The organism is Amycolatopsis sp. NPDC003676 (assembly GCF_053587275.1).
The window spans coordinates 1-22,162 of sequence record NZ_JBSFNS010000027.1; the positions used below are offsets into that span (position 1 = coordinate 1).

Sequence of the window (22,162 nt, forward strand, 5' to 3'; positions counted from 1 at the left end):
CAGGCCGAAGGCCCCTCACGCCCGTGCTCACCGCGGTCGAGGCGCTGCGCGAAGGCGGGGCCACCGTGGTCGGCGTCGCGACGGTCGTCGACCGCGACACCGGCGCGCGCGAGGCCATCGAAAAGGCCGGGCTCGAGTACCGGTACCTGCTGAGCAAGGACGACCTCGGGCTCAACTGAGGACTCAAATCGAGCGGGAGTGAGCACAGTCACTCACAATGCGTGCGTGACGAATGCCCGCCACGCGGTGTCCCCCTGACGGAAGGGGGTGCCGTGACCACGACCAGTGTCCCGCTCGACGACGCCACGCTCGTCGGCCGTGCGCGAGACGGCGACGTGCGCGCGTACGAACAGCTCGTGCAGCGTTATCAGGGCCCGATGTTCCGGCTCGCCCTGAAAATGCTGCACCACCGCGGCGACGCCGAGGACGTAGTGCAGGAAGCGTTCCTCGGCGCGTGGCGGAAGCTGGCGCAGCTGAACGACGACAAGGCGTTCGTCGGCTGGCTGTACCGAGGAACGACCAACCGCTGCCTCAACGTGATCCGGGCGCGCCGCCCGCAGGCCGATGTCGACCTCGACCTGGCCGAATCGCCGCGACGCGACACTCAGCCCGAGCACGCCGCGCAGGTCAGCGGCCAGCTCGCGGCGCTCGACAACGCGCTTCAGACGTTGACGCCGCAGCAGCGCGCGTGCTGGCTGTTGCGTGAGGTGCACGGCCGGTCGTACGACGAGATCAGCGAGATCGTCGGCGCGAACCCCACCGCGGTCCGGGGCCGGATCGCCCGGGCCCGTGCGCAGCTGGCGGAGGTGATGAAGCCGTGGAGGTGAACCAGGACTACGAATTGCCGTGCGGCCGGGAACTGGAGACGCTCTGGGAGAACCTGGACGAGGCCGACGAGCACCAGGCGGACTGTGTCCACTGCCGTACCGCGCGGGAAAGCCTGCTGGCCCTGCGCGCGGCGACGCAGGAGCTGATCGACGAACCCGACCCGACCCCGCCTGACCTGGTAGGACGGATCATGTCGGCCGTCCGTGCCGAGGTGCGTCGTGGCCAGATGCTCGACCTGCCCGCCGCCGAACCGGGTTCGGTCGAAGTGAGCGAGCAAGCTGTCGCGGTCGTGCTCCGCTACGCCGCTGACTCCGCCGGCAACGTCCGCGCCCGCCGCGTACGGGTGCGAAAGGTCGGCGTCGATCCCTCTGGCGCGGCGCAGGTCGAGGTCGAACTCACCCTCACGACGCGCCTGGGGAACACCAGCGGCGCTGACACGTTGGCCCGCGTACGAGAGCTGGTGTCCGCCGCCGCGAGCTCGCGAGTGGGTATTTCGTTGGTAAGCCTGGATCTGCTGGTGGAAGACGTGTACGAGGACGGGGAATGACCGCCGAATACGTGATCGCCGCCCCGGTGATCGCGAGCGTGGCCGCCCGGGCGGCCGCCGAAACCGCTGGAGTCGTGCGCCTGGAGCCCGGCCTGCGCGGTTTGGCGACCGCCTGGGCCCGCGAAGCCCGGCAACGGTGGAAGGGCCTGGAACCGGCCCCCGCGGACGGCGTCCGGGTGCGGGTCCATGAGGACCGCCTGACCGTCGAGGTCGACGTGATCATCTCGGGCGCGGACCAAGCCGCCGCCGTGGGCCGCGCGGTGCAGCTCGCGGTGTTCCGGGAAGTCCTGGCGCAGACCGGTCGTTCCGTGGACGCCGTCCGAGTGTCCATTTTGGACATCGAAGTGGGGCGGCAGTGACCGATCCGCGTTCGCTGGCCGGAAGACTCGCCGACGCCCTGTCCGCCATCGACGGTCTCCGCCCCGCGATGAGCGCGGCCGCGGAAATCAGCTGGCTCCCGACCGATCCCGCTGGTGGTTCGGTGGATCTGACCCCGGAGTCAGTGGAGGTTCGCTTGGTGGCTTTGCGATTGCCGCTGCCGCCTTTGCTGTCGGCCGCCGAGACGCGGGTGCGCGAGCTGCTCGAGGGGACGGAGTGGGCGGACGCGCGCATCCGCTTGGTGGTGACGGACATCGACGGGGCGGCGTTCACTGGCTGAACGCTCCCGGCCCGTTTTCGGTACCCTGGCATTCGAGCCAGGGGGGCGCATTGATCCGGATCCAGGTGACCAACAAGGACGACAAGCCCAGGACCTGGAACGTCGAACCCTATGGCGACGAAGTCGTTCTCGGCGTCGATGACGTGCTCTCGATCGAGTTCGTGCAGCTCGTTGACGTGACCTTCGACGTGACTCTTTATCCCGACTCTGAGGTCGTCTGGACGATGGAGGGCTCGAACCGCGATCCCCTGCTGCCCGATGACCTCAAGCTCAACGCGGTCACCCTCTGGCCGGGCGTCGGCGGCGCGGGCTAACTGCGGTCAGCGCCTTCTTCCCGAGTTTGTCAATCGCTTTTCCGCCCGCTTTCTCCGCCGATTCGCACTCCGCCCGCGTGTACGGAACGGAGTCATTTAGACCGCATTGGGTCCTCTCGTGGCGGGTGCCGCGGGGGTTTCCTACCCGGAGTGATCCCTCCGTTACCTGCCGGGTGAACACGTTGCTCCGGTGGGTCGAACATCACACGAGGTCCCCCTAATTCCCGCTCCTGGTGCGGGTAATCGGAGTAACGTCGCTGGTGGGTGCACTGGAAGGGGGCGAAGGTGGACACGACAGTCGCGCACGTTCTCGCCGACGTAACCGTGGCGGTGCACATCCTTGCCCTGCTCTTCATCGGCTTCGGCGGATTCCTAGCCTGGCGATGGCCGAAAGTCATTTTCGGGCACATTTTCTTCGCGGTATGGGGCGTGCTCGTCAATGTCACCCCGATTCCGTGCCCGCTCACCGCGCTGGAGGATTTCTTCCGGCATCAGCAGGGTCTCGGCGACCTGCCCGGCGGATTCAACGCCTACTACCTGTACGGGACGGTCATCCCGCGCTCCCTGCTGCCGGTGGTGGTCGTAGTGGCGCTGGCGGTGCTGGTCATCTCGTATCTGGGTGCGTATCTGCGCTGGCGACACCGCCACGACGACAGTCCGGCGCACGGCGTCAGCCTCGGCTGAGCGAGAATCGTCCTTCGTGACGACGGAACACCCCGAAGCGGGCCCCACCGAGTGGGTGAACCGCGAGGAGGTCGGCGTAGGTCCGTGGCCAGGAACCTGGCCAGACGACCCGCGCTACGACCCCGAACTCCTGACCAACGGCGACCGCCGCAACGTGGTCGACGCGTACCGCTACTGGCGCCGCGAAGCAATCGTGTCCGATGTGGACACCCGACGGCACCCGTTCCACGTCGCGATCGAGAACTTCCAGCACGACCACAACATCGGCACCGTGGTCCGCACCGCGAACGCCTTCGCCGCCGCGGAGGTCCACATAGTCGGCCGCCGCCGCTGGAACCGCCGCGGCGCCATGGTGACGGATCGCTACCAGCACCTACGCCACCACGAGGACGTCGCGGCCTTGCTGGAATTCGCCACCGCCGAGGGTTTGACGGTGGTAGCCGTCGACAACACACCCGGCGCCGAGCCGGTGGAGACTGCCGAGCTGCCGCGCAAGTGCCTGTTGCTGTTCGGCCAGGAAGGCCCCGGCCTGTCCGAAGCCGCCCAGTCGGACTCAGCGAAAGTGGTGTCGATCGCCCAGTTCGGCACGACAAGGTCGATCAACGCCGGGGTTGCGGCGGGAATCGTGATGCACGCGTGGGTTCGGCAGCACGCGGACCTATCCAAAGCCTGGTGACCCTCGCCGTCCCCGCCGCCTCGCCGCCGTCGGGGTGTCTCGTGAGTGGCTGCGCCGGTTAGAACCGGTATAGCCACTCACGAGCACCCGGCCTTGGCTCTGGCCGCGCGATTGACCTGAATCCGGGTCAAGCAGCTCGAGCGCACGCTCGCAGAGCGCTCCGTTCTGCCAGCAGAGCTCTCGAGTGATCGACATGGCAATGGTTGGCCGATGGCAGCAGCGGCGCGGTGGAGACGCGGATCTTCCGAGTTGTTCGTGGGTGGGCATAGGTCGTGGAGAGGCGTGCTTTCCGCGGCGCAGGCAGAATCGGTCTATGACCGGCGATCCATCCGAGCCCGCTAAGCCCGCCGATTCTGCTGCACGCGGTCACGCGACCGACCCTGCCGAGCGCGCTGCCGACTCCGCCAAGGCCGCGACCGACCCTGCCGATGCCGCGGCGGCCGACCGTGTCGAGGGCATGCGCGACCCCGCTGCCAGCGCGAGTGACTCTGCCGAGGGCGGTCCTGCCGAGCGCACGACGGAGCCTGTCGAGGGCACGCGCAATCCTGGCACCGGCGCGACCGACCCTGCCGAATGCACGACCGGCCCCGCAGAACGAGCCGCGGCGGCTGAGCGGGCTGTGTGTGCCAGGCACGTCCGTCGGCTGTGGGCTCTGCCCGGCACGGCTCTCGGTCGCAGCGGTTGGCCGCCCACCTTGAGTCAGCGGTTTCACTGGCACTGGAACTACTGGTGGCAGGCCCATCTCCTCGACAGCCTCGTCGACGCGCAGCTGCGTGAACCCACCGACGACCGGGCGCGGCTGATCGATCGGTTCATCACGACGGTGCACCGGCGCAACTTCGGCTCTTGGGTCAACGACTACTACGACGACATAGCCTGGCTAGGGCTCGCGTTGCAACGAGTGCGCCAACTCCGACTGTCCACAGTGGACGAAGCGACCGTGAACCAAGCGATCGAGGCCATCGACAAACGGCTGCATGAAGGCTGGACGGAAGACCTTGGCGGGGGAATCTGGTGGCGGCGGGGCGACTCATTCAAGAATACCCCGGCGAACGGTCCGGCTGCCATCTTTCACGCTCGTGTGGGTGATCAAGAACGCGCCCGTGCGATGACGCAATGGCTCACCGACACCTTGGTCGACCCGGAAACCGGGCTGGTTTGGGACGGGATAAGGGCGGACACCGGCGAAGTAGTCAAGCATATTTTCTCGTACTGCCAAGGGGTTTACCTCGGCGCATGCCTCGAGCAGGAACGGTGGGAAGATGCGGCTCGCACGATCCGGGCAGTCGAACAACACGGAGCGCCCGGCGGAATCCTCCCCGGTTCGGAGGGCGGCGACGGCGGGCTCTTCTCGGCGATTTTGGCCCGATATCTAGCACTTGCGTCGAAAGAACTCCCCAAGCCGGAAGCGGAGACGGCCAAGAGGCTAGTCCAGAAGTCGGCCGAATCGTGCTGGAACGGGGCGACGCAAGAGAAAACCGGACCACTGTTCAGTGCCGAGTGGGCAAGGACAGCAGAGAATCCGCCAGGGAAAGCAGAAAAGGACTTGTCTGTCCAAATTGGAGGCTGGATGCTGCTGGAAGCGGCCGCGACCCTCTAAACCTCAGCACCCGCAAGAAGCGCGGTGCAAAAACCGAGGCGCGAGACGGACCGACTCCGGTCGACGCTCTGGCTCCCGGCAGCGCGCCAGCAGCAACTGCACCGCTCGGCGGCCGATCTCCGAGATCGGTTGCGCCATCGTCGTCACGCCAGGCGAAACCGTCCGCGCCCAGTCCATGTCGCCGTAACCGACGACCGCCAGCTCCGATCCGATCCGGATTCCGCGGCGGTGTGCTTCCCACTGCACGCCGATCAGCATGGCCTCGCCAGCGACCACCAGAGCAGTAGGTGAAGGCCAACCGTCCAACAACTTCGCAGCAGCTCGGGCCGCGCCGCCGGCGGTGGATAGGCCGGAGGCGACCAGTTCCGGGTGGTAGCGCAGGCCCGCGCGGCCCAGGCCCAGGCGGTAACCGAGGGCGCGCTCTTCGCTGACGGTGGTCCCCTCGGTCCCGGTGATCAGCGCGATCCGCCGGTGCCGTCGCGCAGCCAGGTGCTCGACCAGCGCGGACATGGCCTGGAAGTTCTCCGACCCGACCTGGTCGACGTCGTTGCGGCCGGCGATCCGGTCCACCAGCACGGTGGGCACGCCCGTCCGCACGAGCCCGTTCACGACGTCCTCGTCACCGGGGGCGGGCACCAAGAGCACGCCGTCGACGCGGTCCGCCCGCAGGGCGCGCAGCACTTCGGCTTCCTCGCGCGGGCAGTCGCTGGTGTCGGCGAGCAGCAGGTCGCAACCCGCCCGCGCGGCAGCGCCGCGGATGGCACGCAGCAGCTGGTCGTGGTACGGGCTGGCGTGCCTCCCCAATGCCACCCCGAACCGATGGGTGACCGGCAGGTCCCAGTGGGAGACCTCCGGCGCCAGAACGGTCATTTCTCATGGCCCTCGTCGTAGATACCTACCCAACAGTAGCCACTGTCGGGCCGCACAAGAGAGGGTCCGAGACGATCGGGTCCCGAGAATCACTGAGGTGAGTGAACGAAGCACGTGCTTGGTTACACCGGGCAGTCAAGACCGGCGGCTACGCACACCCGCAGGAAGCCCGGTGCCGCAAAGTCGGCGGCAACCGCACAGTCTCGGCTGGGCGGCCGGGATCCGCCAGCCGAGCCAATAACAACTGGACCGCGCGGCGGCCGATCTCATCAATCGGCTGGGCCATGGTCGTCAGCGGCGGGTCCACGAGATCGGCCCATTCGACGTCGTCGTACACCACCACGGGCAGGTCCTGGCCGATCCGCAAACCCCGCCGCCGCGCCTCGTGCAGCACGCCGACCATCATGCTGTCGTTGGCCACTACCAAGGCCGAAGGCGGATCCGGCAGCGCCAGCAGCGTGCTCAGCGCCAGGCCGCCGCCGTCGCGAGAGGACTGTCCGCAGGCCACCAAATCAGCCGACCAGCTCAAACCCGAGCGGCCGAGGCCGAGCCGGTAGCCGAGCACGCGTTCGTCGCTGGTCGTGAGACCGGGCGCGCCGGAGATCATGCCGATCCGGCGATGGCCCAGCGATGCCAGATGTGCGGTCAGCGCCGAGGTCGCCTGGATGTTCTCCGCGCCGACCTGGTCGATGTCGGTCCGGGTGGTGAGCCGGTCCATCAGCACGGTCGGCACGTCCAGCGACACCAGCTCGCCGAGCACCGATCCGTCGCCGGGCGCGGGCGTGATCAGCAGGCCGTCGACCCGCCGCGACCGCAAGGCGCGCACTACGTCCCGCTCGGTGCCTGCGGTGTCGTGCGTGTCCGCCAGCAGCACGGTGTATCCGTTTGCCGACGCCTCTCGCTCGATCGCGTGCATCAGCGCCGCGAAGTACGGGTTCGCGACCAGCGAGATCGCCATCCCGATCGACCGCGTACCCCCGGTGACCAGCGAACGAGCGATCGCGTCGCCGGTGTACCCGGTGGTCTCGATCGCCCGCAGCACCGCGGCTTTCGTCTCCTCGGCCACCGCCCGCGTGCCATTGACGACGTGCGACACCGTCGTGATCGACACGCCCGCCATTTCGGCGATGTCGCGCTGGGTCGGGCGGGCGGAGCGGGGTCGCGGCATGTCTGTCCTTCATCAAGAGAGCTCAACCAGAAGCGTTGGCAAGCGTTTGCGCAAACGCTTGCGTCATGGCATGAGTCTGTCTACCTTCCCGTCCATCGGCAAGCTCGCACCTCGATTCGGAGGGCATCCCCATGAGACACCGGAGTCTCACCGCACTCGCCTTGGCGGCCGCTGTCGCGGTCTCCACCGCAGGGTGCACCGTCGAACGCCACTGGGGCGGCAGCTCCAAAACCGGCGGGAGCGGCAAGGCCAAGGTCGGCCTCGTCACGAAGACCGACACCAACCCGTACTTCGTCGAACTGCGCAACGCCGCGTCCGCCGCGGCGAAGGCCAACGGCGCTGACTTCAGTGCGCTCGCCGGGCAGTTCGACGGCGACAACGACGGTCAGGTGCGCGCGATCGAGAACCTGATGCAGCAGGGCGTCAACACCATCCTGATCACCCCGAGTTCGTCGACCGGCGTGCTGAAGGCCATCAAGGACGCTCGCGACGCGGGCATCCTGGTGATCGCCCTCGACACCGCCACCGAACCGCCGGACGCGGTCGACGCCACCTTCGCCACCGACAACTTCGCGGCAGGCGAGCAGCAGGGCGCGTACGTCAAGGCGGCGCTGAAGGGCACCGATCCCAAACTCCTGATGGTCGACGGCACCGCGGGCAGTTCGGTCGACACCCAGCGGCACGGCGGGTTCCTCAAGGGCATCGGGCTCAAGGACGGCGCGCCGGAGATCAAGGGCCACACCGCCGCCAACGGTGACCAGAGCCTCGCCCAGCAGGGCATGGAGAACCTCCTGCAGCGCACTACCGATATCAACGCGGTGTACACGATGAACGAGCCGATGGGCCGCGGCGCGTACGCGGCGTTGAAAGCGCGTGGGCTCAACGGACAGCTCACCGTCGGCTCGATCGACGGCGGTTGCGAGGGCGTGCAGAACGTCAAGAACGGCCAGTTCGCCGTCACCGTGATGCAGTTCCCGCGGAAGATGGCCGAGCAGGGCGTGCTGGCGGCGGTCGACTACGCGAAGACCGGGAAGAAGCCGAGCGGGTTCGTGAACACCGGCTCGACCGCGATCACCGACCACCCGATGCCGGGCGTCCCGAGCAAGGACACCGCGTGGGGCCTGCAGAACTGCTGGGGAGGCGGGAAATGACGACCGCGACGGTCAACAACCGCGAGCGCGAAACGCTCGGCGAGTTCTTCCTGCGCGCCCCCGCGGTCGGTCCCGCGTTGGCACTGGTCGTGGCGGTCGTGGTGTTTTCCTTTGCCACGGACACCTTTTTCGACCTGGACAATCTGTCCACAGTGGTCCAGCAGTCGCTGGTGGTCGGCACCCTCGCGCTCGGCCAGACGCTGATCATCCTGATCGCGGGCATCGACCTTTCCAACGCGTCGTCGATGGTCGTGGCGACGCTGGTGATGGCGAAACTCGCCGCGGTCACAAACGTTTTCTTCGCACTGCTGGCCGGAGTCGTGCTGACCGTCGTCGTCGGCCTGTTCATCGGCACCCTGGCGACGCGGATCAAGCTGCCCGCCTTCATCATCACGCTCGGTACGTTCACCGGCCTGACCGCGGTGGCGAAGCTGATCGCGGGCGGCCAGGCGGTTCCGGTGTCCGACGGGCTGCTCACCTGGCTCGGCACGAAGCGGTACCTGTTCGGCGGCATCCCGATCACATACGGCATGACGCTCGCGCTGCTCATGTTCCTCGCCGTCTGGTACGCGCTCACGAAAACCGCGTGGGGCAAGCACGTTTACGCGGTCGGCAACGCGCCGGAGTCCGCGCGGCTGTCCGGGATCAAGGTCAACCGCACCGTCCTGTCGGTCTACCTCGTCGCCGGTCTGTGCTTCGGCATCGCCGCGTGGCAGGCGCTCGGCCGCACGCCGAACGCCGACCCGAACCAGTTCCAGCTCGGTAACCTCGACTCCATCACCGCCGTGGTGCTGGGCGGAACGAGCCTGTTCGGCGGCCGCGGTTCGGTGCTGGGCACGCTGTTCGGTGCGCTGGTCGTCGCGGTGCTGCGCTCGGGCCTGACGCAGATGGGCGTGGACGGCAACTACCAGGACCTGGCGACCGGCGCGCTGCTGATCGCCGCGGTGGTCGTGGACCGGATCGCACGGAGGCAGCAGCAGTCATGACTACTACGCAGCAGCAGCCGACTCTTTCCGCGCGCGGCCTGGTGAAGCGCTACGGCCGGGTTACCGCCATCGACGGCGCCGATTTCGACCTCTATCCCGGCGAAGTGCTCGCCGTGGTCGGCGACAACGGGGCCGGAAAGTCCAGTCTCATCAAGGCGTTGTCCGGTGCGGTGGTGCCGGACGCCGGAGAGATCAAAGTGGACGGCAAGACGGTCCACTTCAAGTCCCCGTTGGACGCCCGGCACTACGGAATCGAGACGGTGTACCAGGATCTGGCGGTCGCGCCGGCGCTGGACATCGCGTCGAACATGTTCCTCGGCCGGGAAAAGCGGCTGAAGGGACCGTTCGGGATCGGGTTGCGCAAGCTCGACAGCGCGACCATGCGCACTGAGGCGCAGCGGATCCTCGACGATCTCGGCATCAAGGTCAAATCCATTACCCAACTGGTGGAAACGCTTTCCGGCGGCCAGCGGCAAGGCGTCGCGGTGGCGCGCGCGGCGGCGTTCGGCACCAAAGCGGTGATCATGGACGAGCCGACGGCCGCGCTGGGCGTCGCGGAATCCGCGAAGGTGCTGGAGCTGATCGGCCGGATCCGCGACCGCGGCCTGCCGGTGGTGCTGATCAGCCACAACATGCCGCACGTCTTCGAAATCGCCGATCGGATCCACGTGCACCGGCTCGGCAAGCGCGTCGCCGTGGTAACGCCGAAGTCGCACAGCATGAACCAGGTCGTCGGCCTGCTCACCGGTGCGCTGAAGCTCGACGACAACGGCGAAGTCGTCGAGGTCGCGTCCACCACGCACGCCGGGCTGACCTGACGTGCGAGTGCTGCTGGCGGGGTTGTGCACCGTCGATGTCGTGCAACGGGTCGCGGAATTCCCGGAGCCGAGCGAGAAAGTGCAGTCGCTGCAGGTGGATGTCGCGGCCGGTGGGCCCGCGACGAACGCCGCGGTGACCGTCGCGGCGCTCGGCGGCGAAGCGACTCTCGTGACGGCTCTCGGTGCGCACCCGCTGGCCGCACTCGCGCGGGCTGACCTCGAAGCTTGCGGCGTCGACCTGGTCGATCTCGCTCCAGAACGCACGCAGGCGCCGCCGGTCAGCGCGGTCGTGGTGCGGGACGGCGACGGCGAACGCACCGTCGTCTCCCGCAACGCCGCCGCCGACGAGCCGCTCGAACTGCCTGACCTCGCCCCGATTTTCGACGGCGTGAAAGCCGTCCTCGTCGACGGGCACCACCCCGAGCTAGCGCTTGCTGTCGCCCGGGAAGCCCGCGCCCGCGAAGTGCCGGTCGTCCTCGACGCGGGCAGCTGGAAACCGGTACTGGACCAGTTGCTGCCACTGGTCCGCGTGGCAGCCTGTTCAGCGCGGTTCCGTGCTCCCGCACCGAGTTTGGCCGAACGCGGAGTGTCAGTGACGATCACGACGGCGGGCCCGGAGCCGGTCGCCTGGAGCACTACGGAAGACTCTGGGCAGGTCCCCGTGCCGCTCGTCGAAGCGCGGGACACCCTGGGGGCCGGAGACGTGTGGCACGGCGCGCTCGCGTACGCCGTGGCGAACCGGGACAGCGCTGTCCCCGATTGGATCGGATACGCGAACGCGGTGGCCGCGGAACGCGTCCGGCACGTGGGTCCGCGCTCGTGGACCGGGCCGGTCGGAGAACTGGCGAAGAGCAGAGAAGAGGGAGTGCGATGACGGCGTTCGAGGATCTGCTGGCGCGGGCCGAAAAGCTGGCCAAACCGCGGGAGCGGCACGTGCTCGGCATCATCGGCGCGCCCGCCTCCGGCAAGACCACGCTGGCCTGGGCGATCGCCAATGCGCTCGGCTCGCGCGCCGCGGTCGTCGGCATGGACGGTTTCCACCTGGCCCAGGTCGAACTGCAGCGGCTCGGCCGCACCGACCGCAAGGGCGCGCCGGACACCTTCGATGCGGCCGGCTACGTGCACCTGATCCGCCGGCTCGCCGAGGGCCGCGAGACGGTGTACGCGCCGGAGTTCCGCCGTGAGATAGAGGAGCCGATCGCCGGTGCCGTCCCGGTCGCGCCCGAGGTGCAGCTGGTCATCACCGAGGGCAACTACCTGCTGCTTCCGGACGACCCGTGGAGCGGCGTGCGGCAGTACCTCACCGAAGCCTGGTTCCTGGCCCCGGACGAGCCGGAGCGGATCGAGCGGCTGGTGTCCCGGCATCGGCGCTACGGCCGTTCGCTGGTCGAGGCCCGGCAGCGCGCGCTCGGCTCCGACCAGCGCAACGCGGACCTGATCGCGAACACCCGCGACCGCGCCGACCTGGTGCTCGAGAACCTGCCGCTGACGAATTTCGCCCTCTGAGCGGGCTCTGAGCAGGTGATGTTCGACGATCCGGCGACGACGGATCCCTACGCCGGCGCGGTCACCTGGGACCGGGCAGGCGACGCCCGGATCGCCGTGCTCTACCCGCCGTACGTCCCGCTCGTGCGCACGCACCTGAACGGGTTGCGGGCGCTGGTCGAGCGGCGGCTGACCGAGCCCGCTTCGGCGCTGGGGCCGGATCCCAGGCTGGCGCTGCTGGTGGAGCGGATGCGCGAGACCGGTGCCGAACCGCAGCTCGAGCCGGAGGTGCTCGCCGACGTCCGGACGCGGCTGGACTGGGCGTTGTCGGTGCTGCCGGAGCACGGCGGGGTCCTCGAACTGCACACCCCGATGCACCAATGGTGGTGGGGACGCGCGCTGCTCGACGTGTGCACGGCGATCACCGCGCTGCTCGGCGCGTGGCTGCGTGGCGAGGCGGTCGACGGGCAGCACTGTCCGGACGACGCGACGTGGTGGATGTGGATGGCGCAGATGCGGTGGCTCGACGCCCAGTTCGTCGAGCCGCTCAAGCCAAGCTGATGAGGGAGTGACCTGTGGGGGTTTTGATCGTCACCGGCGGCAGCCGGGGCATCGGGGCGGCGATCTGCGAACTGGCCGCGACTCGCGGTTACGACGTGGTGGTGAACTACTCCGGCGACCAAGCCGCGGCCGAGGAGGTCGCCGAGCGGGTGCGTTCCCACGGTGCGCAAGCGCTTGCGCACCGCGCCGATGTGTCGGACGAACAGCAGGTCAGCGAGCTTTTTTCGGCGGCGGCCGAGGTGGGGCCGATCGTCGGCCTGGTGAACAACGCGGGCATCACCGGCAACACCCCGGGCCGGCTTGACGAGCAGAGCGTCGAGACCGTGCGGCGAGTGCTGGACATCAACGTCACCGGCGTTTTCCTGTGCTGCCGCGAGGCGGTGCGGCGGCTGTCCACGCGCTACGGCGGCTCTGGCGGCGCGATCGTGAACGTTTCGTCCACGGCATCGCGGAACGCGTCAGCGGGCGAGTGGGTGCACTACGCGGCGTCCAAAGCGGCGGTCAACACGCTCAGCCTCGGCCTCGCGCGGGAGGTTGCCGACGAAGGAATCCGGGTCAACGTCGTATCCCCCGGCCTGGTCGAGACCGGATTGCACGCCGCCGCGGGAATGCCGGACCGGCTCGAGCGGCTCAGCGCGGGCATCCCGCTTCTGCGCGCCGGCCAGCCGGAAGAGATCGCGACGGCCGTGCTGTGGCTGTTGTCCGAGGAAGCGTCCTACACGGTGGGAGCGGTGCTCGAAGTCGGCGGCGGCCGCTGATCGATCTCGGACAGTGAGACGCCCGGAGACGGGCAGATCACGATTGACCCCGGAACTCGGTGAACTCGCCCGTAGCGGTTGTCCCGGTGTGCGAGTCTGGAACGAGGGGTTGAAAGGACGGCCGCGAAAGTCATGCCCAAGCTCACGTCTGTGCACCATCTGGCGCTCACCGTGACCGATGTGGACCGAAGTGTTCCCTGGTACGTCCGGGTGCTCGACCTCGAGGAAAGCCATCGGCGCGAAGACCCGGAAACCGGGGTGCGCAAAGTAGTTCTGCGTTCGGCGGGAGACGGTTTCTCCGTCGTGCTGGTCCAGCATCCGGACACTGAGAGACCCGTGTTCGACGAAAGACGCACTGGTCTGGACCACGTCGCGTTCTCGGTTTCGTCGCGTGCCGAGGTCGCCGAATGGGAGGACCGCCTGCGGGAGTACGGCGTTTCCTACCTGCCCGCGACGCAGTCGCAGACCTTCGAAGGTTCGGCGGTGATCGTGTTCCGCGATCCGGACGGCATCCAGCTGGAAGTCTGGTCCGACCCGTCCTGAAAATCAGGCGTGCGCGTCGTCGGGTTCGTCGACCGGACGCCGCATTTCCTGGCGGTAGCGCAGCACGCCGTACGCGGTGCCGAACACGAAGAACGCGATGCTCACCCACAGCGCCGCGGTCTTGACCCACGGGATGGCGTCGAGCAGTCCTGCGCCGTAGTAGCCGAGCAGCACCAGCGTCGGCACCCACAGCAGCCCGCCGACGGTGGTGGCGAGCAGGAACCGGCGCGAATCCATCCGCGCGGCGCCGGCGATGAGCGGGGCCAGCGTGCGGATCCACGGGATCCACCTGGCCGCGACGATCGCGAAGAAACCCTTGCGGTCCAGGAACTCCTGCGCGCGTTCGAGGTTGCGCCGGTTGAGCATCCGGCCGCCGCGCCGGGCGATCAGCGTGGTGCCCGCGCCGCGGCCGATGTAATAGCCGATCTGGTTGCCGAACACGGCGGTGAGCAGCGCGGCCGCGGAAAGCAGCCACGCGTTGAGGTCCGAGCCGTGCTGCGCGAGCACCACGCCCGCGCCGAACAGCAGCGAATCGCCGGGCAGGAACAGCCCGATGATGAGCGCGCATTCGATGAGCACGAACGACAGCACGATGACCCAGACGAGCACCGGGCCGGCGGTGTCCAGCCAGCTCAGGCCGATTCCCGCGGCGTGCGCGGGCTGGGCGGCGTCGAGGTTCACGCGAAGAGCCTACGTGGCGGGAAGCGGCTGCAGTACGCAACCATCGAATCCTCCGCATTCGGTGACTTTGGGTATTCCTGGGGTAACCAGACTGTTCACCCTTTTCGCCCAGGACAACGAACAGGCCGCCCGGAACAGTTCCCGGGCGGCCTGTCGCGGTTTTCTCTAGAACTGCGGCAGGGACTCGCCCTGCACCGCCTCGATGTCCAGCTCCACCTTGACGGTCGTGCCGATCGCGGCCACGCCTGCCCGCACCATCGCGCTGTAGTTGATCGCGAAATCGTTGCGGTGCAATTGCGTTTCGGCGTGGAACGCGGCCCGCACGCCGCCCCACGGGTCCGGGCCGTGCCCGGTGTAGCGCAGGTCGAGCGTGACGTCGCGGCGTTCGCCGTGCAGCGTGAGCACGCCGCGCAGCGCCCAGTTGTCCGTGCCGAGCTGGGAAAGCCCGGTGCTTTCGAACGTGATCAGCGGATACGCGTCGACGTCGAGGAACTCGGCCGAACGCAGGTGGTCGTCCCGCATCTTGATGCCGCTTTCGATGCTGCCCGCCTTGATCTCGGCGTGCACCGTCGACCGTTCCACCGGGCGGGCGACCTCGATCCGCCCGGCCACGTCCGGGAACCGCACCTTGATGCTCGCGATGCCCATGTGCCGCGCGGTGGCGACCACCGACGAGTGCATCGGGTCGATCGTCCACGGACCCTCCGGCGGCAGCTCGACCGCGCCGGAAACCGGCACGAGCGCGATGTCGCCGAGCAGCCCGGCCCCGTCGGAGCCGATCTGCACGGTGCGGGCCAGCGGCGTGTACCCCGGCGCGGTGATCACGGCGGTGTAGACGCCCGGGGGCAGCGGGTCAGTGACCACTGCCCCCTTCGCGTCCGTGACCTGCCGCGCGACCTGGCGACCGTTGAGGTCGGTGACCGTGAGCACCGCGTTCTCGACCGGCCATCCGCCGTTCGAGCGCAGCTGTGCGCGCAGGCCCCCGCTCATGACCGGTCGACCAGCTCGTCGAGCGCCTGGTCGTAGCTCAGCCGCACGTCGTGCTGCGCCTCGCCGTCGTTCAGCGTCACCTGGCTGGTGGCGGGCGGGTAGCCGCTCGCCACGACCGTGTACGAGCCGATCGGCAGGTCGCTGACGACATACCGGCCCTCGCTGTCGGTGCGGGCCACCGCCGCGACGTTGCCGTTCGCGTCGAGCACGGTGATCCGCGCGTCCGGCACGATCCGGTCGCCCTCGGTGCGCGCGACGCCCTGGAGCAGCACCGCGCCGGCGAGTTCGACGTCGTGGCGGAGCACGCCGCTGTCCGGCACCGTCAGCGTGACCGCGACCGGGCGGTAGTGCGGGCCGCTCGCGACCAGCGTGTACTGCCCGGCACCGACGCCGCTGAAGGTGTAGACGCCGTCCTCGGTCGTGATGAACGCGCCGTTGACCTCGCCGCGCGAGTCGGTCAGCGTGACCGTCGCGTTGGCCAGCGGGGTCGAGGTGCCGATCGAACGGACCACGCCGGTCAGCTCGCCGGAACCGGTGAGCGTGACGTCCAGGTTCGCCGGGTGCCCGCCGACCACCACGCTGGAGGCCTGCGGCTGGTGCCCGGGAGCGGACACGATCAGCACGTACGTTCCCGGACCCTGGGTCGGGATCGAGTAGCTGCCGTCGCCGTTGCCGGTCGCCCGCGCCACCTGACGGCCCTGCTGGTCGATCAGGGTCAGCGCGGCCGCGCTCACGTGGCTGCCGTCCTGGCGGCGCACGTGGCCGGTGACCGGGACGCCGCCCGAGCCGGTGGTCGTGCCGAATTCGGCGTCAGCCAGCGAATTGGTGATCGGCATCGGCCGGGCGTCGGCCACCGCCTGCGCGTCGCCGTGACCGTTGGTCAGTGCGTGTTTGCCGCCCGCTCCGACCAGTACCGGCTCCTGCTTCGGGGCCTCCTCGAACAGCGAACCCGTCTTCAGCTCCGTGGTGTCGTCGTTGGCCGGGACCGGAGCGGTCTCGTCCAAGTCCAGCAGCGCCTCGCCGCCTTCGACCGCGGCCGCGGCCGGGTTCATGCCCGCCAGCGGGATCTCCTTCATGAACAGCAGCACCAGCGTGGCCAGCAGCGCGACGCCGCCGGCGACCCAGAACACCGTGGTGATGGACTCGGTGAAGCCGATCAGGATCGGCGTGCGCACCGCTTCCGGCAGCGTCTGGATGACGCTCGTGTTGCTCGACAGGTCGCCGAGGTTGGCGCCCCCGCCCGGAGGCAGGTGCCCGCCGAACGCCTTGGTGATGTTGCCCGGCAGCACGTTGAACAGAATCGTCAGGAACACCGCGACACCGGCGGTACCGCCGATCTGGCGGAAGAACGTGGCCGACGCGGTCGACACGCCCATGTCCTTGCGCGGGCCCGCGTTCTGCACCGCGATGATCAGCGTCTGCATGCACTGGCCGAGGCCGAGACCGATGACCAGGGCGGCCACCAGCGGGTGCCAGATCGGGGTGTCGTACTTGACCAGCGCGAAGAAGAACGCGCCCGCGGCGATCAGGATCGTGCCGACGACCGGGAAGATCTTGTAGCGCCCGGTCTTCGAGGTGATCTTGCCGGAGATGATCGAGCTGGACATGATGCCGACCATCAGCGGCAGCATCAGCAGACCCGATTCGGTCGGCGTGTAGCCCTGCACGACCTGCAGGTACTGCGGGATCATCGTGATCGCGCCGAACATCGCCACCCCGACGATCACGCCGCCGATGATGGCCACGGTGAAGGTCGAGTTCTTGAACAGCCGCAACGGAATCAGCGCGGCGTCCTTCATCAGCTTCTCGACGACGATGAACAGCACGATGCCGACGCCGCCGATGATGTACATCCAGATCGACTTCTGGTCGCCCCAGCCCCACTTCTGGCCCTGTTCGGCGACGATCAGGAACGGCACCACGGCGATGACCATGGTGAGCGCGCCCCACCAGTCGATCTTGTGGTCGTGGCGGTTGTGCGGGACATTCAGCACCTTCGCGACGACGAACAACGCGATAATGCCGATCGGCACGTTGATCAGGAAGACCCAGCGCCAGCCGTGCAGGCCGCCGAGGCTGTCGAAGCCGGCGAAGAAGCCGCCGAGCACCGGGCCGAGCACCGTCGAAGTGCCGAACACGGCGAGGAAGTACCCCTGGTACCGCGCGCGTTCCCGCGGCGGGACCACGTCGCCGATGATCGTCATGGCCAGCGACATCAGACCGCCGGCGCCGAGACCCTGCACCGCGCGGAACGCGGCCAGTTCGTACATCGAGGTCGAGAACGACGCTGCGGCCGAACCGGCGACGAAGATCGCGATCGCGGCGAGGTAGAACGGCTTGCGGCCGTAGATGTCGGAAAGCTTGCCGTAGATCGGCGTGGCGATCGTCGACGTGATCAGGTACGCCGTGGTCGCCCACGCCTGCAGGTCGAAGCCGTGCAGGTCGTTGGCGATCCGGACGATCGAGGTGCCCACGATCGTCTGGTCGAGCGCGGCGAGGAACATGCCGCACATCAGGCCGCTGATGATCGTGACGATTTGGCGGTGAGTCAGCCGCGGACCGCTCTCGCTGTCGTCAGCGGGCGCTCCCCCTCGCGACTGAGGTTGTTTTTCAACGGTGGACGTCATGCGTTCGAGGCCCCCTTGGCCTGTGCCGGCGCTGTGGTGTCGGACAGCGACGGATTGTTCTTTTCGATACCTGTGTTGAGCCGCGCGAGAAGCTCGTTGAGCGTCTCGCGCTCCTCCTGGCTCCAGTCGCCGAGTACTTCGGCCAGCCACCGGGCGCGGTGCTTGCGGTTTTCGTCGAAGACGCGCAGGCCTTCGGCGGTCGGGGCGAGCAAGCAGGCGCGGCCGTCCTCGGGGTCGGCCTGCCGTTCGACGAGTCCGTGCTGCACGAGCGAGCTGGACTGCCTGCTGATCGTGGAGATCTCCGAGTGCAGGAACTCGGCCAGCTTGCTGGTGCGTTGCGGGCCTTCGTGGACGAGGCAGAAGAGGATCGCGTACGCGGCCCTTTCGATCCCGTCCGGACCGTGTTTGGCGACCTGTGACTTCGCCTTGGTGATCAAGCGCATGAACCGGACCAGCTCGTGTCCGAGCTGGTCGGCGATGTCGAGGTCGGCCTCGGGCCTGACGGCGGAGTTCTGAGGTGCCATGTGGGTCTTCCTTGGGGCGGAGCAAACCATTGGTTGGCGACTGCAACTAGTTGCCTTAAGCAAGAGTGTGCCCGTACGGCGTATTTCGCAAGCGGCCGACCCCTGGTTGTGTCACAGGACACTTTAGTTGCCGCATGCAAGCAGATTTCAACCGGAGGGGTGGCGTCCGGTTTCTCCCGATATGCGGACGCCGCTGGTCACCCGGGGTTCACTCGGGGTTTCGGGGCGGGAACAGATCCTTCTCGCCGGGCCTTGTAGGGGTATGACTGACGACACAGCGCTCTACGACCTCATCGCGGCGGGCAAGCAGGGGGTCCTGGCGACCCTGAAGCGGGACGGCCGTCCCCAGCTGTCGACGGTGACCCATTACTTCGACCGCGACGCCCGCCAGTTGCAGGTGTCGATCACGGACACGCGCGCGAAGACGAAGAACATGCGGCGGGATCCGCGGGTGAGTTACCACGTGGCGTCGTCGAATGGCTGGTCGTACGCGGTGGCGGAGGGGCGGGCGGTGCTGTCGCCGGTCGCCGCGGCGCCGGACGACGAGGCGGTGGAGGCGTTGATCGCGTTGTATCGCAAGGTCGCGGGCGAGCATCCCGACTGGGCGGAGTACCGGGCGGCGATGGTGGCGGATCAGCGGCTGGTGCTGACGGTGGAGATCGAGCGGGTTTACGGGTTGGCTCGCTGAGGTTTTCGGCTGGGCGTGCTTGCGCGCCTTCGGGTCGTGAGGGAATCAGAGTCCCTCAGGGGGCCCTCACGGACGTGAAGTCGGGTGCGGCTAGGTGCCCGGCGGTGGTTTGTTTCGGAGCTGACCCGGCACGGCAGCCGGGTACGAAGGCCGTCGACCTGCCCACCGTCGAAGCCCTGCGTGAGACCGCGGCCCGGTTCGGGCGCGCTGCTTCTCGCCGTGCGTCGCGACTCAGCTTTTCCGGTGCCCCGCCGCGACTGTCGCCTCGGCCGGTGCCCCGGCCTGGATCCGGTCCGCGATCTCGTCGATCTGCGCCAGCAGGCTTTCCGTCGCCTCTTCGCCCAGTGCCGCGCGCATGTAGAGGCCCTCGCCGACCAGCATCACCAGCTCCGCCGTCAGCGGGTCCTCGATGTGTTCCAGCATCAGCGCGCGGGTGCGCTCGGTGCAGCGCCGCGACACCTCCGCCGCGATCGGGTCGTTGAGCACCAAGCGGATCGCGGCCATCGTCGTGCGGTGCAGCGCGAGGTCGCTCGTGACGTCGGTGATCGCCGAGCGCAGGTAGTAGCGGACCACGCCCTCCGGCGCGCCCCGCGCGCGTTCGAGGTCGTCGTCGGTCAGCCGCTCCAGGCGTTCGAGCAGGCCGTCGCGCAGGGCGTCCTTCGAGCCGAAGTGGTAGAGCAGGCCGCCCTTGGACACCCCGGCGTGCGCCGCGACGGCGTCGAGCGTGATCTCGGCCGGGCCGCGGTCGGCGAGGATGACCTCGTACGAACCGAGGATGCGTTCACGTGCTGAAGGTTTAGCCATCACCTTGACTATACCGTCCAGACGGTTTACCTTCTACCTCAGGAACGAAACTGTACCGTCTGGACGGTATAAGAAAGGAAGAGTGCGCCATGGTGCGGCGCGGAGGCCAGTGGTGGGCTTTGGCAGTGCTGGTGCTGCCGGTCCTCTTGATCAGCGTGGATACGACAGTCCTGGGCTTCGCCCTGCCCTATCTCAGCGAGGATCTCGCGCCCACGGGTGCGGAGCAGCTGTGGATCGTCGACGTCTACTCGTTTGTCCTGGCCGGATTGCTGGTCTTCATGGGCACGCTGGGCGACCGGATCGGCAGGCGGCGGCTGCTGCTCATCGGCGGCACGGCGTTTGGCGCGGCCTCGGTGCTGGCGGCGTTCGCCACGTCGCCGCTGATGCTGATCGTCGCGCGGGCGTTGCTGGGCGTCGGCGGCGCGACGCTGATGCCGTCCACGCTGTCGCTGATCCGGAGCATCTTCACCGAGGACCGCACGCGGCGCACCGCGGTCGCGATCTGGAGCGCGGCGTTCTCCGGAGGGATGGCGGTCGGCCCGGTCGTCGGGGGATGGCTGCTCGAGCACTTCTGGTGGGGTTCGGTCTTCCTGATCAACGTCCCGGTGATGGTGCTGCTGCTCGTCGCGGGCCCGGTGCTGCTGCCGGAATTCCGCGACCCGAACCCGGGCCGCTTCGACCCGTGGTCGGCGCTGCTGTCGCTGGGCACGATGCTGCCGGTCGTCTACGGCGTGAAGATCGCCGCGACGGAGGGCATCACCTGGCCAGCCGGTTTCGCGATCGTCGCCGGGCTAGCGCTGGGTGTCGCGTTCGTGCGCCGGCAACGGCAGCTTGACCAGCCGATGCTGGATCTCGGCCTGTTCGCCAACCGCCAGTTCGCCGGTTCGGTGATCACGAACCTGCTGGGTGTGTTCGCTCTGGTCGGGCTGTTGTTCCTGCTGCCGCAGTACCTGCAGCTGGTCCTCGGCCTGAAGCCGCTGGTCGCGGCCCTGTGGATGCTGCCCGCGACGGTCGCCGGAGTCGTCGGCGCCCTGGCGGCCGCGTGGCTCGCCCGCCGAGTCCGGGTGCCGGTCCTGGTCAGCCTGGGCCTGCTGCTCGGCGCGGCCGGCTTCCTGGTCCTGACAACGATCGGAGCCGACGCCGGATTGGCCGCGGTCGTGATCGCGTTCGTCCTGGTCGGCGGCGGGGTGGCGCTGTCGGAAACCCTCACGAACGACCTCGTGATCTCCGCCGCCCCGGTCAACCGCGCAGGCGCCGCGTCGGCGATCTCGGAAACGGGCTACGAACTGGGCGGAGCACTGGGCACGGCTCTGCTGGGCAGCCTCGCCACGGCGGTCTACCAGTCAGGCCTGCCAGCCACCACGCCCGCCGCGGCCCACGACACCCTGGGCGGTGCGGTAGCCACTGCGCATGGCATGCCCGCCGCTGAAGGTGCGGAGTTGCTGAGCACCGCACGCGAGTCCTTCGTGACGGCGTTGCACACGAGTGCGTGGGTGGGTGCCGCGATCCTCGTGTACACGGCAGTGCAGGCGTACTTCCTGTTGGGACGCCGTCGAAACCGTCCGCAGGCGGAGCAGCCGGAGGAGGCTGCGATGTCGGCGTGACCCAGGCCCGTAGGGCAGGCGAACGAGAGTCGCCTGCCTGACGGGACGCGCAGTTTCGCTTGGCGGGCAAGGAAAAGGGGCCCGGCCGGGCGGCAATGCGTTGATGCGTGACAAGTGCGGGTACCCGTCCGGCTTGAGATGCTCGGAGCTTTGAGGTGAGCGGGAACCGTTGGCGCTGCTCGGATCCTGTCCGGCCCAACGGCGCGGGAGCAGCTGCGGGGCTCGGTGGGTTCGCTCCCCTCACGGACCACGGCCGGCGTGCGCCGGGCCAGTCCGCGGGAGTGAGCCGGATTGGCTCGGCCGGTCAGCCCAGCGAAGCGCTGGCCGCGCGAAGATTCTCATTCGGTCCCGTCAGGCGGGTGAGCAAGAGTCGCCTGCTTGACGGGACGCGCAGTTTCGCTTAGCGGACAAGGAAAGGCTTCCGGCCGGGCGGCAATGCGTTGCGGCTTGACGAGCGCGGGTACCGTCCGGCTCGACATGCTCGGGGCTCAGAGACGGATCGAGATGCTCGTGGGCTCTGAAGCGAGCGGAAACCTTTGGCGTTGCTCGGATCCCGCCCGACTCAATGGCGCGGGAGCAGCTGCCGGGGCCGGTGGG

General features: G+C 68.5%; 25 protein-coding genes. 18 read left to right on the forward strand and 7 right to left on the reverse strand.

Features of this window, described 5'->3' with window-relative positions; all coding sequences use genetic code 11:
• Positions 1-272 precede the first annotated feature (272 nt).
• From ACWDNU_RS18160 to ACWDNU_RS18195, 8 genes are all read left to right on the forward strand, one after another.
• Positions 273-827, forward strand: a complete 555-nt coding sequence (locus ACWDNU_RS18160; RefSeq protein WP_370933045.1) for an RNA polymerase sigma factor — start codon at positions 273-275, stop codon at positions 825-827.
• Complete coding sequence (locus tag ACWDNU_RS18165; protein WP_370933046.1) at positions 818-1,375, forward strand: Asp23/Gls24 family envelope stress response protein; 558 nt, start codon at positions 818-820, stop codon at positions 1,373-1,375. The genes ACWDNU_RS18160 and ACWDNU_RS18165 overlap by 10 nt, the downstream gene beginning before the upstream one ends.
• Positions 1,372-1,734 (forward strand): Asp23/Gls24 family envelope stress response protein, encoded by a 363-nt coding sequence (locus ACWDNU_RS18170; protein ID WP_370933048.1) that lies wholly within the window; start codon positions 1,372-1,374, stop codon positions 1,732-1,734. The genes ACWDNU_RS18165 and ACWDNU_RS18170 overlap by 4 nt, the downstream gene beginning before the upstream one ends.
• A complete protein-coding gene (locus tag ACWDNU_RS18175; RefSeq protein WP_370933050.1) occupies positions 1,731-2,033 on the forward strand; it encodes a hypothetical protein in 303 nt (100 codons plus the stop codon). The genes ACWDNU_RS18170 and ACWDNU_RS18175 overlap by 4 nt, the downstream gene beginning before the upstream one ends.
• Before the next feature lie 65 nt (positions 2,034-2,098).
• A complete protein-coding gene (locus tag ACWDNU_RS18180; RefSeq protein WP_370933052.1) occupies positions 2,099-2,347 on the forward strand; it encodes a hypothetical protein in 249 nt (82 codons plus the stop codon).
• A gap of 285 nt (positions 2,348-2,632) precedes the next feature.
• Positions 2,633-3,031, forward strand: coding sequence for a DUF2784 domain-containing protein (locus tag ACWDNU_RS18185; RefSeq protein WP_344266605.1), 399 nt, complete (start codon positions 2,633-2,635; stop codon positions 3,029-3,031).
• 16 nt (positions 3,032-3,047) lie between these two features.
• The gene (locus ACWDNU_RS18190; RefSeq protein ID WP_449669710.1) at positions 3,048-3,707 is read left to right on the forward strand and encodes a TrmH family RNA methyltransferase; all 660 of its coding nucleotides are present in this window, start codon (positions 3,048-3,050) and stop codon (positions 3,705-3,707) included.
• A gap of 619 nt (positions 3,708-4,326) precedes the next feature.
• A complete protein-coding gene (locus ACWDNU_RS18195) occupies positions 4,327-5,307 on the forward strand; it encodes a glycoside hydrolase family 76 protein (protein ID WP_449669764.1) in 981 nt (326 codons plus the stop codon).
• A gap of 3 nt (positions 5,308-5,310) precedes the next feature.
• Here the strand turns inward: ACWDNU_RS18195 and ACWDNU_RS18200 are convergent, their stop codons facing one another.
• Together ACWDNU_RS18200 and ACWDNU_RS18205 are read right to left on the reverse strand one after the other, a co-directional pair.
• Complete coding sequence (locus tag ACWDNU_RS18200; RefSeq protein WP_370933055.1) at positions 5,311-6,177, reverse strand: LacI family DNA-binding transcriptional regulator; 867 nt, start codon at positions 6,175-6,177, stop codon at positions 5,311-5,313.
• A gap of 148 nt (positions 6,178-6,325) precedes the next feature.
• Complete coding sequence (locus tag ACWDNU_RS18205) at positions 6,326-7,345, reverse strand: LacI family DNA-binding transcriptional regulator (protein WP_449669711.1); 1,020 nt, start codon at positions 7,343-7,345, stop codon at positions 6,326-6,328.
• A 131-nt stretch (positions 7,346-7,476) separates the two neighbouring features.
• Here ACWDNU_RS18205 and ACWDNU_RS18210 point away from each other — a divergent pair, with 131 nt between their 5' ends.
• From ACWDNU_RS18210 to ACWDNU_RS18245, 8 genes are all read left to right on the forward strand, one after another.
• Positions 7,477-8,496, forward strand: coding sequence for a substrate-binding domain-containing protein (locus tag ACWDNU_RS18210; RefSeq protein ID WP_370933057.1), 1,020 nt, complete (start codon positions 7,477-7,479; stop codon positions 8,494-8,496).
• The gene (locus ACWDNU_RS18215; RefSeq protein WP_449669712.1) at positions 8,493-9,482 is read left to right on the forward strand and encodes an ABC transporter permease; all 990 of its coding nucleotides are present in this window, start codon (positions 8,493-8,495) and stop codon (positions 9,480-9,482) included. Before ACWDNU_RS18210 ends, ACWDNU_RS18215 begins: the two co-directional genes overlap by 4 nt.
• Positions 9,479-10,300 (forward strand): ATP-binding cassette domain-containing protein, encoded by an 822-nt coding sequence (locus tag ACWDNU_RS18220; RefSeq protein WP_344266589.1) that lies wholly within the window; start codon positions 9,479-9,481, stop codon positions 10,298-10,300. The genes ACWDNU_RS18215 and ACWDNU_RS18220 overlap by 4 nt, the downstream gene beginning before the upstream one ends.
• Positions 10,301-10,307: 7 nt before the next feature.
• A complete protein-coding gene (locus tag ACWDNU_RS18225; RefSeq protein WP_449669765.1) occupies positions 10,308-11,174 on the forward strand; it encodes a PfkB family carbohydrate kinase in 867 nt (288 codons plus the stop codon).
• Positions 11,171-11,806, forward strand: coding sequence for a nucleoside/nucleotide kinase family protein (locus ACWDNU_RS18230; RefSeq protein WP_009084950.1), 636 nt, complete (start codon positions 11,171-11,173; stop codon positions 11,804-11,806). The genes ACWDNU_RS18225 and ACWDNU_RS18230 overlap by 4 nt, the downstream gene beginning before the upstream one ends.
• An 18-nt stretch (positions 11,807-11,824) precedes the next feature.
• A complete protein-coding gene (locus tag ACWDNU_RS18235; protein WP_449669713.1) occupies positions 11,825-12,346 on the forward strand; it encodes a hypothetical protein in 522 nt (173 codons plus the stop codon).
• Between the two features lie 14 nt (positions 12,347-12,360).
• The gene (locus ACWDNU_RS18240) at positions 12,361-13,104 is read left to right on the forward strand and encodes an SDR family oxidoreductase (RefSeq protein WP_449669714.1); all 744 of its coding nucleotides are present in this window, start codon (positions 12,361-12,363) and stop codon (positions 13,102-13,104) included.
• Positions 13,105-13,236: 132 nt separating this feature from the next.
• Positions 13,237-13,647 carry a VOC family protein gene (locus ACWDNU_RS18245; RefSeq protein WP_370933064.1) on the forward strand — a complete coding sequence of 137 codons (411 nt, stop codon included), beginning with the start codon at positions 13,237-13,239 and terminating at the stop codon, positions 13,645-13,647.
• A 3-nt stretch (positions 13,648-13,650) separates the two neighbouring features.
• On the opposite strand, the gene ACWDNU_RS18250 is transcribed toward ACWDNU_RS18245, so the two are convergent.
• From ACWDNU_RS18250 to ACWDNU_RS18265, 4 genes are all read right to left on the reverse strand, one after another.
• Entirely contained in the window at positions 13,651-14,328 is a 678-nt protein-coding gene (locus ACWDNU_RS18250) for a DedA family protein (protein ID WP_449669715.1), read from the reverse strand.
• 165 nt (positions 14,329-14,493) lie between these two features.
• A complete protein-coding gene (locus ACWDNU_RS18255; RefSeq protein ID WP_354740776.1) occupies positions 14,494-15,318 on the reverse strand; it encodes a YceI family protein in 825 nt (274 codons plus the stop codon).
• On the reverse strand, positions 15,315-17,945 hold the full coding sequence (locus ACWDNU_RS18260) for an MFS transporter (protein WP_449669716.1): 2,631 nt from the start codon (positions 17,943-17,945) through the stop codon (positions 15,315-15,317). Before ACWDNU_RS18260 ends, ACWDNU_RS18255 begins: the two co-directional genes overlap by 4 nt.
• Complete coding sequence (locus ACWDNU_RS18265) at positions 17,942-18,469, reverse strand: MarR family winged helix-turn-helix transcriptional regulator (RefSeq protein WP_370933068.1); 528 nt, start codon at positions 18,467-18,469, stop codon at positions 17,942-17,944. The genes ACWDNU_RS18260 and ACWDNU_RS18265 overlap by 4 nt, the downstream gene beginning before the upstream one ends.
• 262 nt (positions 18,470-18,731) lie before the next feature.
• Here ACWDNU_RS18265 and ACWDNU_RS18270 point away from each other — a divergent pair, with 262 nt between their 5' ends.
• Complete coding sequence (locus ACWDNU_RS18270) at positions 18,732-19,157, forward strand: PPOX class F420-dependent oxidoreductase (RefSeq protein ID WP_344266564.1); 426 nt, start codon at positions 18,732-18,734, stop codon at positions 19,155-19,157.
• Positions 19,158-19,388: 231 nt separating this feature from the next.
• Here ACWDNU_RS18270 and ACWDNU_RS18275 read toward each other — a convergent pair whose 3' ends face one another.
• On the reverse strand, positions 19,389-19,961 hold the full coding sequence (locus ACWDNU_RS18275) for a TetR/AcrR family transcriptional regulator (RefSeq protein ID WP_370933070.1): 573 nt from the start codon (positions 19,959-19,961) through the stop codon (positions 19,389-19,391).
• Between the two features lie 89 nt (positions 19,962-20,050).
• Between ACWDNU_RS18275 and ACWDNU_RS18280 the strand changes: the two genes are divergently transcribed.
• Positions 20,051-21,565: an MFS transporter gene (locus ACWDNU_RS18280; RefSeq protein ID WP_449669717.1), complete on the forward strand. Its 1,515-nt coding sequence runs from the start codon at positions 20,051-20,053 to the stop codon at positions 21,563-21,565.
• Positions 21,566-22,162 lie beyond the last annotated feature (597 nt).

Bases quoted from the DNA above. Each gene is read 5' to 3' on its own strand.
- ACWDNU_RS18235 (WP_449669713.1), top strand. From the start codon at position 11,825: ATGTTCGACGATCCGGCGACGACGGATCCCTACGCCGGCGCGGTCACC.
- ACWDNU_RS18265 (WP_370933068.1), bottom strand. From the start codon at position 18,469: ATGGCACCTCAGAACTCCGCCGTCAGGCCCGAGGCCGACCTCGACATC.
- ACWDNU_RS18205 (WP_449669711.1), bottom strand. From the start codon at position 7,345: ATGCCGCGACCCCGCTCCGCCCGCCCGACCCAGCGCGACATCGCCGAA.
- ACWDNU_RS18230 (WP_009084950.1), top strand. From the start codon at position 11,171: ATGACGGCGTTCGAGGATCTGCTGGCGCGGGCCGAAAAGCTGGCCAAA.
- ACWDNU_RS18220 (WP_344266589.1), top strand. From the start codon at position 9,479: ATGACTACTACGCAGCAGCAGCCGACTCTTTCCGCGCGCGGCCTGGTG.
- ACWDNU_RS18245 (WP_370933064.1), top strand. From the start codon at position 13,237: ATGCCCAAGCTCACGTCTGTGCACCATCTGGCGCTCACCGTGACCGAT.
- ACWDNU_RS18280 (WP_449669717.1), top strand. From the start codon at position 20,051: ATGGTGCGGCGCGGAGGCCAGTGGTGGGCTTTGGCAGTGCTGGTGCTG.
- ACWDNU_RS18275 (WP_370933070.1), bottom strand. From the start codon at position 19,961: ATGGCTAAACCTTCAGCACGTGAACGCATCCTCGGTTCGTACGAGGTC.
- ACWDNU_RS18170 (WP_370933048.1), top strand. From the start codon at position 1,372: ATGACCGCCGAATACGTGATCGCCGCCCCGGTGATCGCGAGCGTGGCC.
- ACWDNU_RS18255 (WP_354740776.1), bottom strand. From the start codon at position 15,318: ATGAGCGGGGGCCTGCGCGCACAGCTGCGCTCGAACGGCGGATGGCCG.
- ACWDNU_RS18270 (WP_344266564.1), top strand. From the start codon at position 18,732: ATGACTGACGACACAGCGCTCTACGACCTCATCGCGGCGGGCAAGCAG.
- ACWDNU_RS18215 (WP_449669712.1), top strand. From the start codon at position 8,493: ATGACGACCGCGACGGTCAACAACCGCGAGCGCGAAACGCTCGGCGAG.
- ACWDNU_RS18260 (WP_449669716.1), bottom strand. From the start codon at position 17,945: ATGACGTCCACCGTTGAAAAACAACCTCAGTCGCGAGGGGGAGCGCCC.
- ACWDNU_RS18210 (WP_370933057.1), top strand. From the start codon at position 7,477: ATGAGACACCGGAGTCTCACCGCACTCGCCTTGGCGGCCGCTGTCGCG.
- ACWDNU_RS18200 (WP_370933055.1), bottom strand. From the start codon at position 6,177: ATGACCGTTCTGGCGCCGGAGGTCTCCCACTGGGACCTGCCGGTCACC.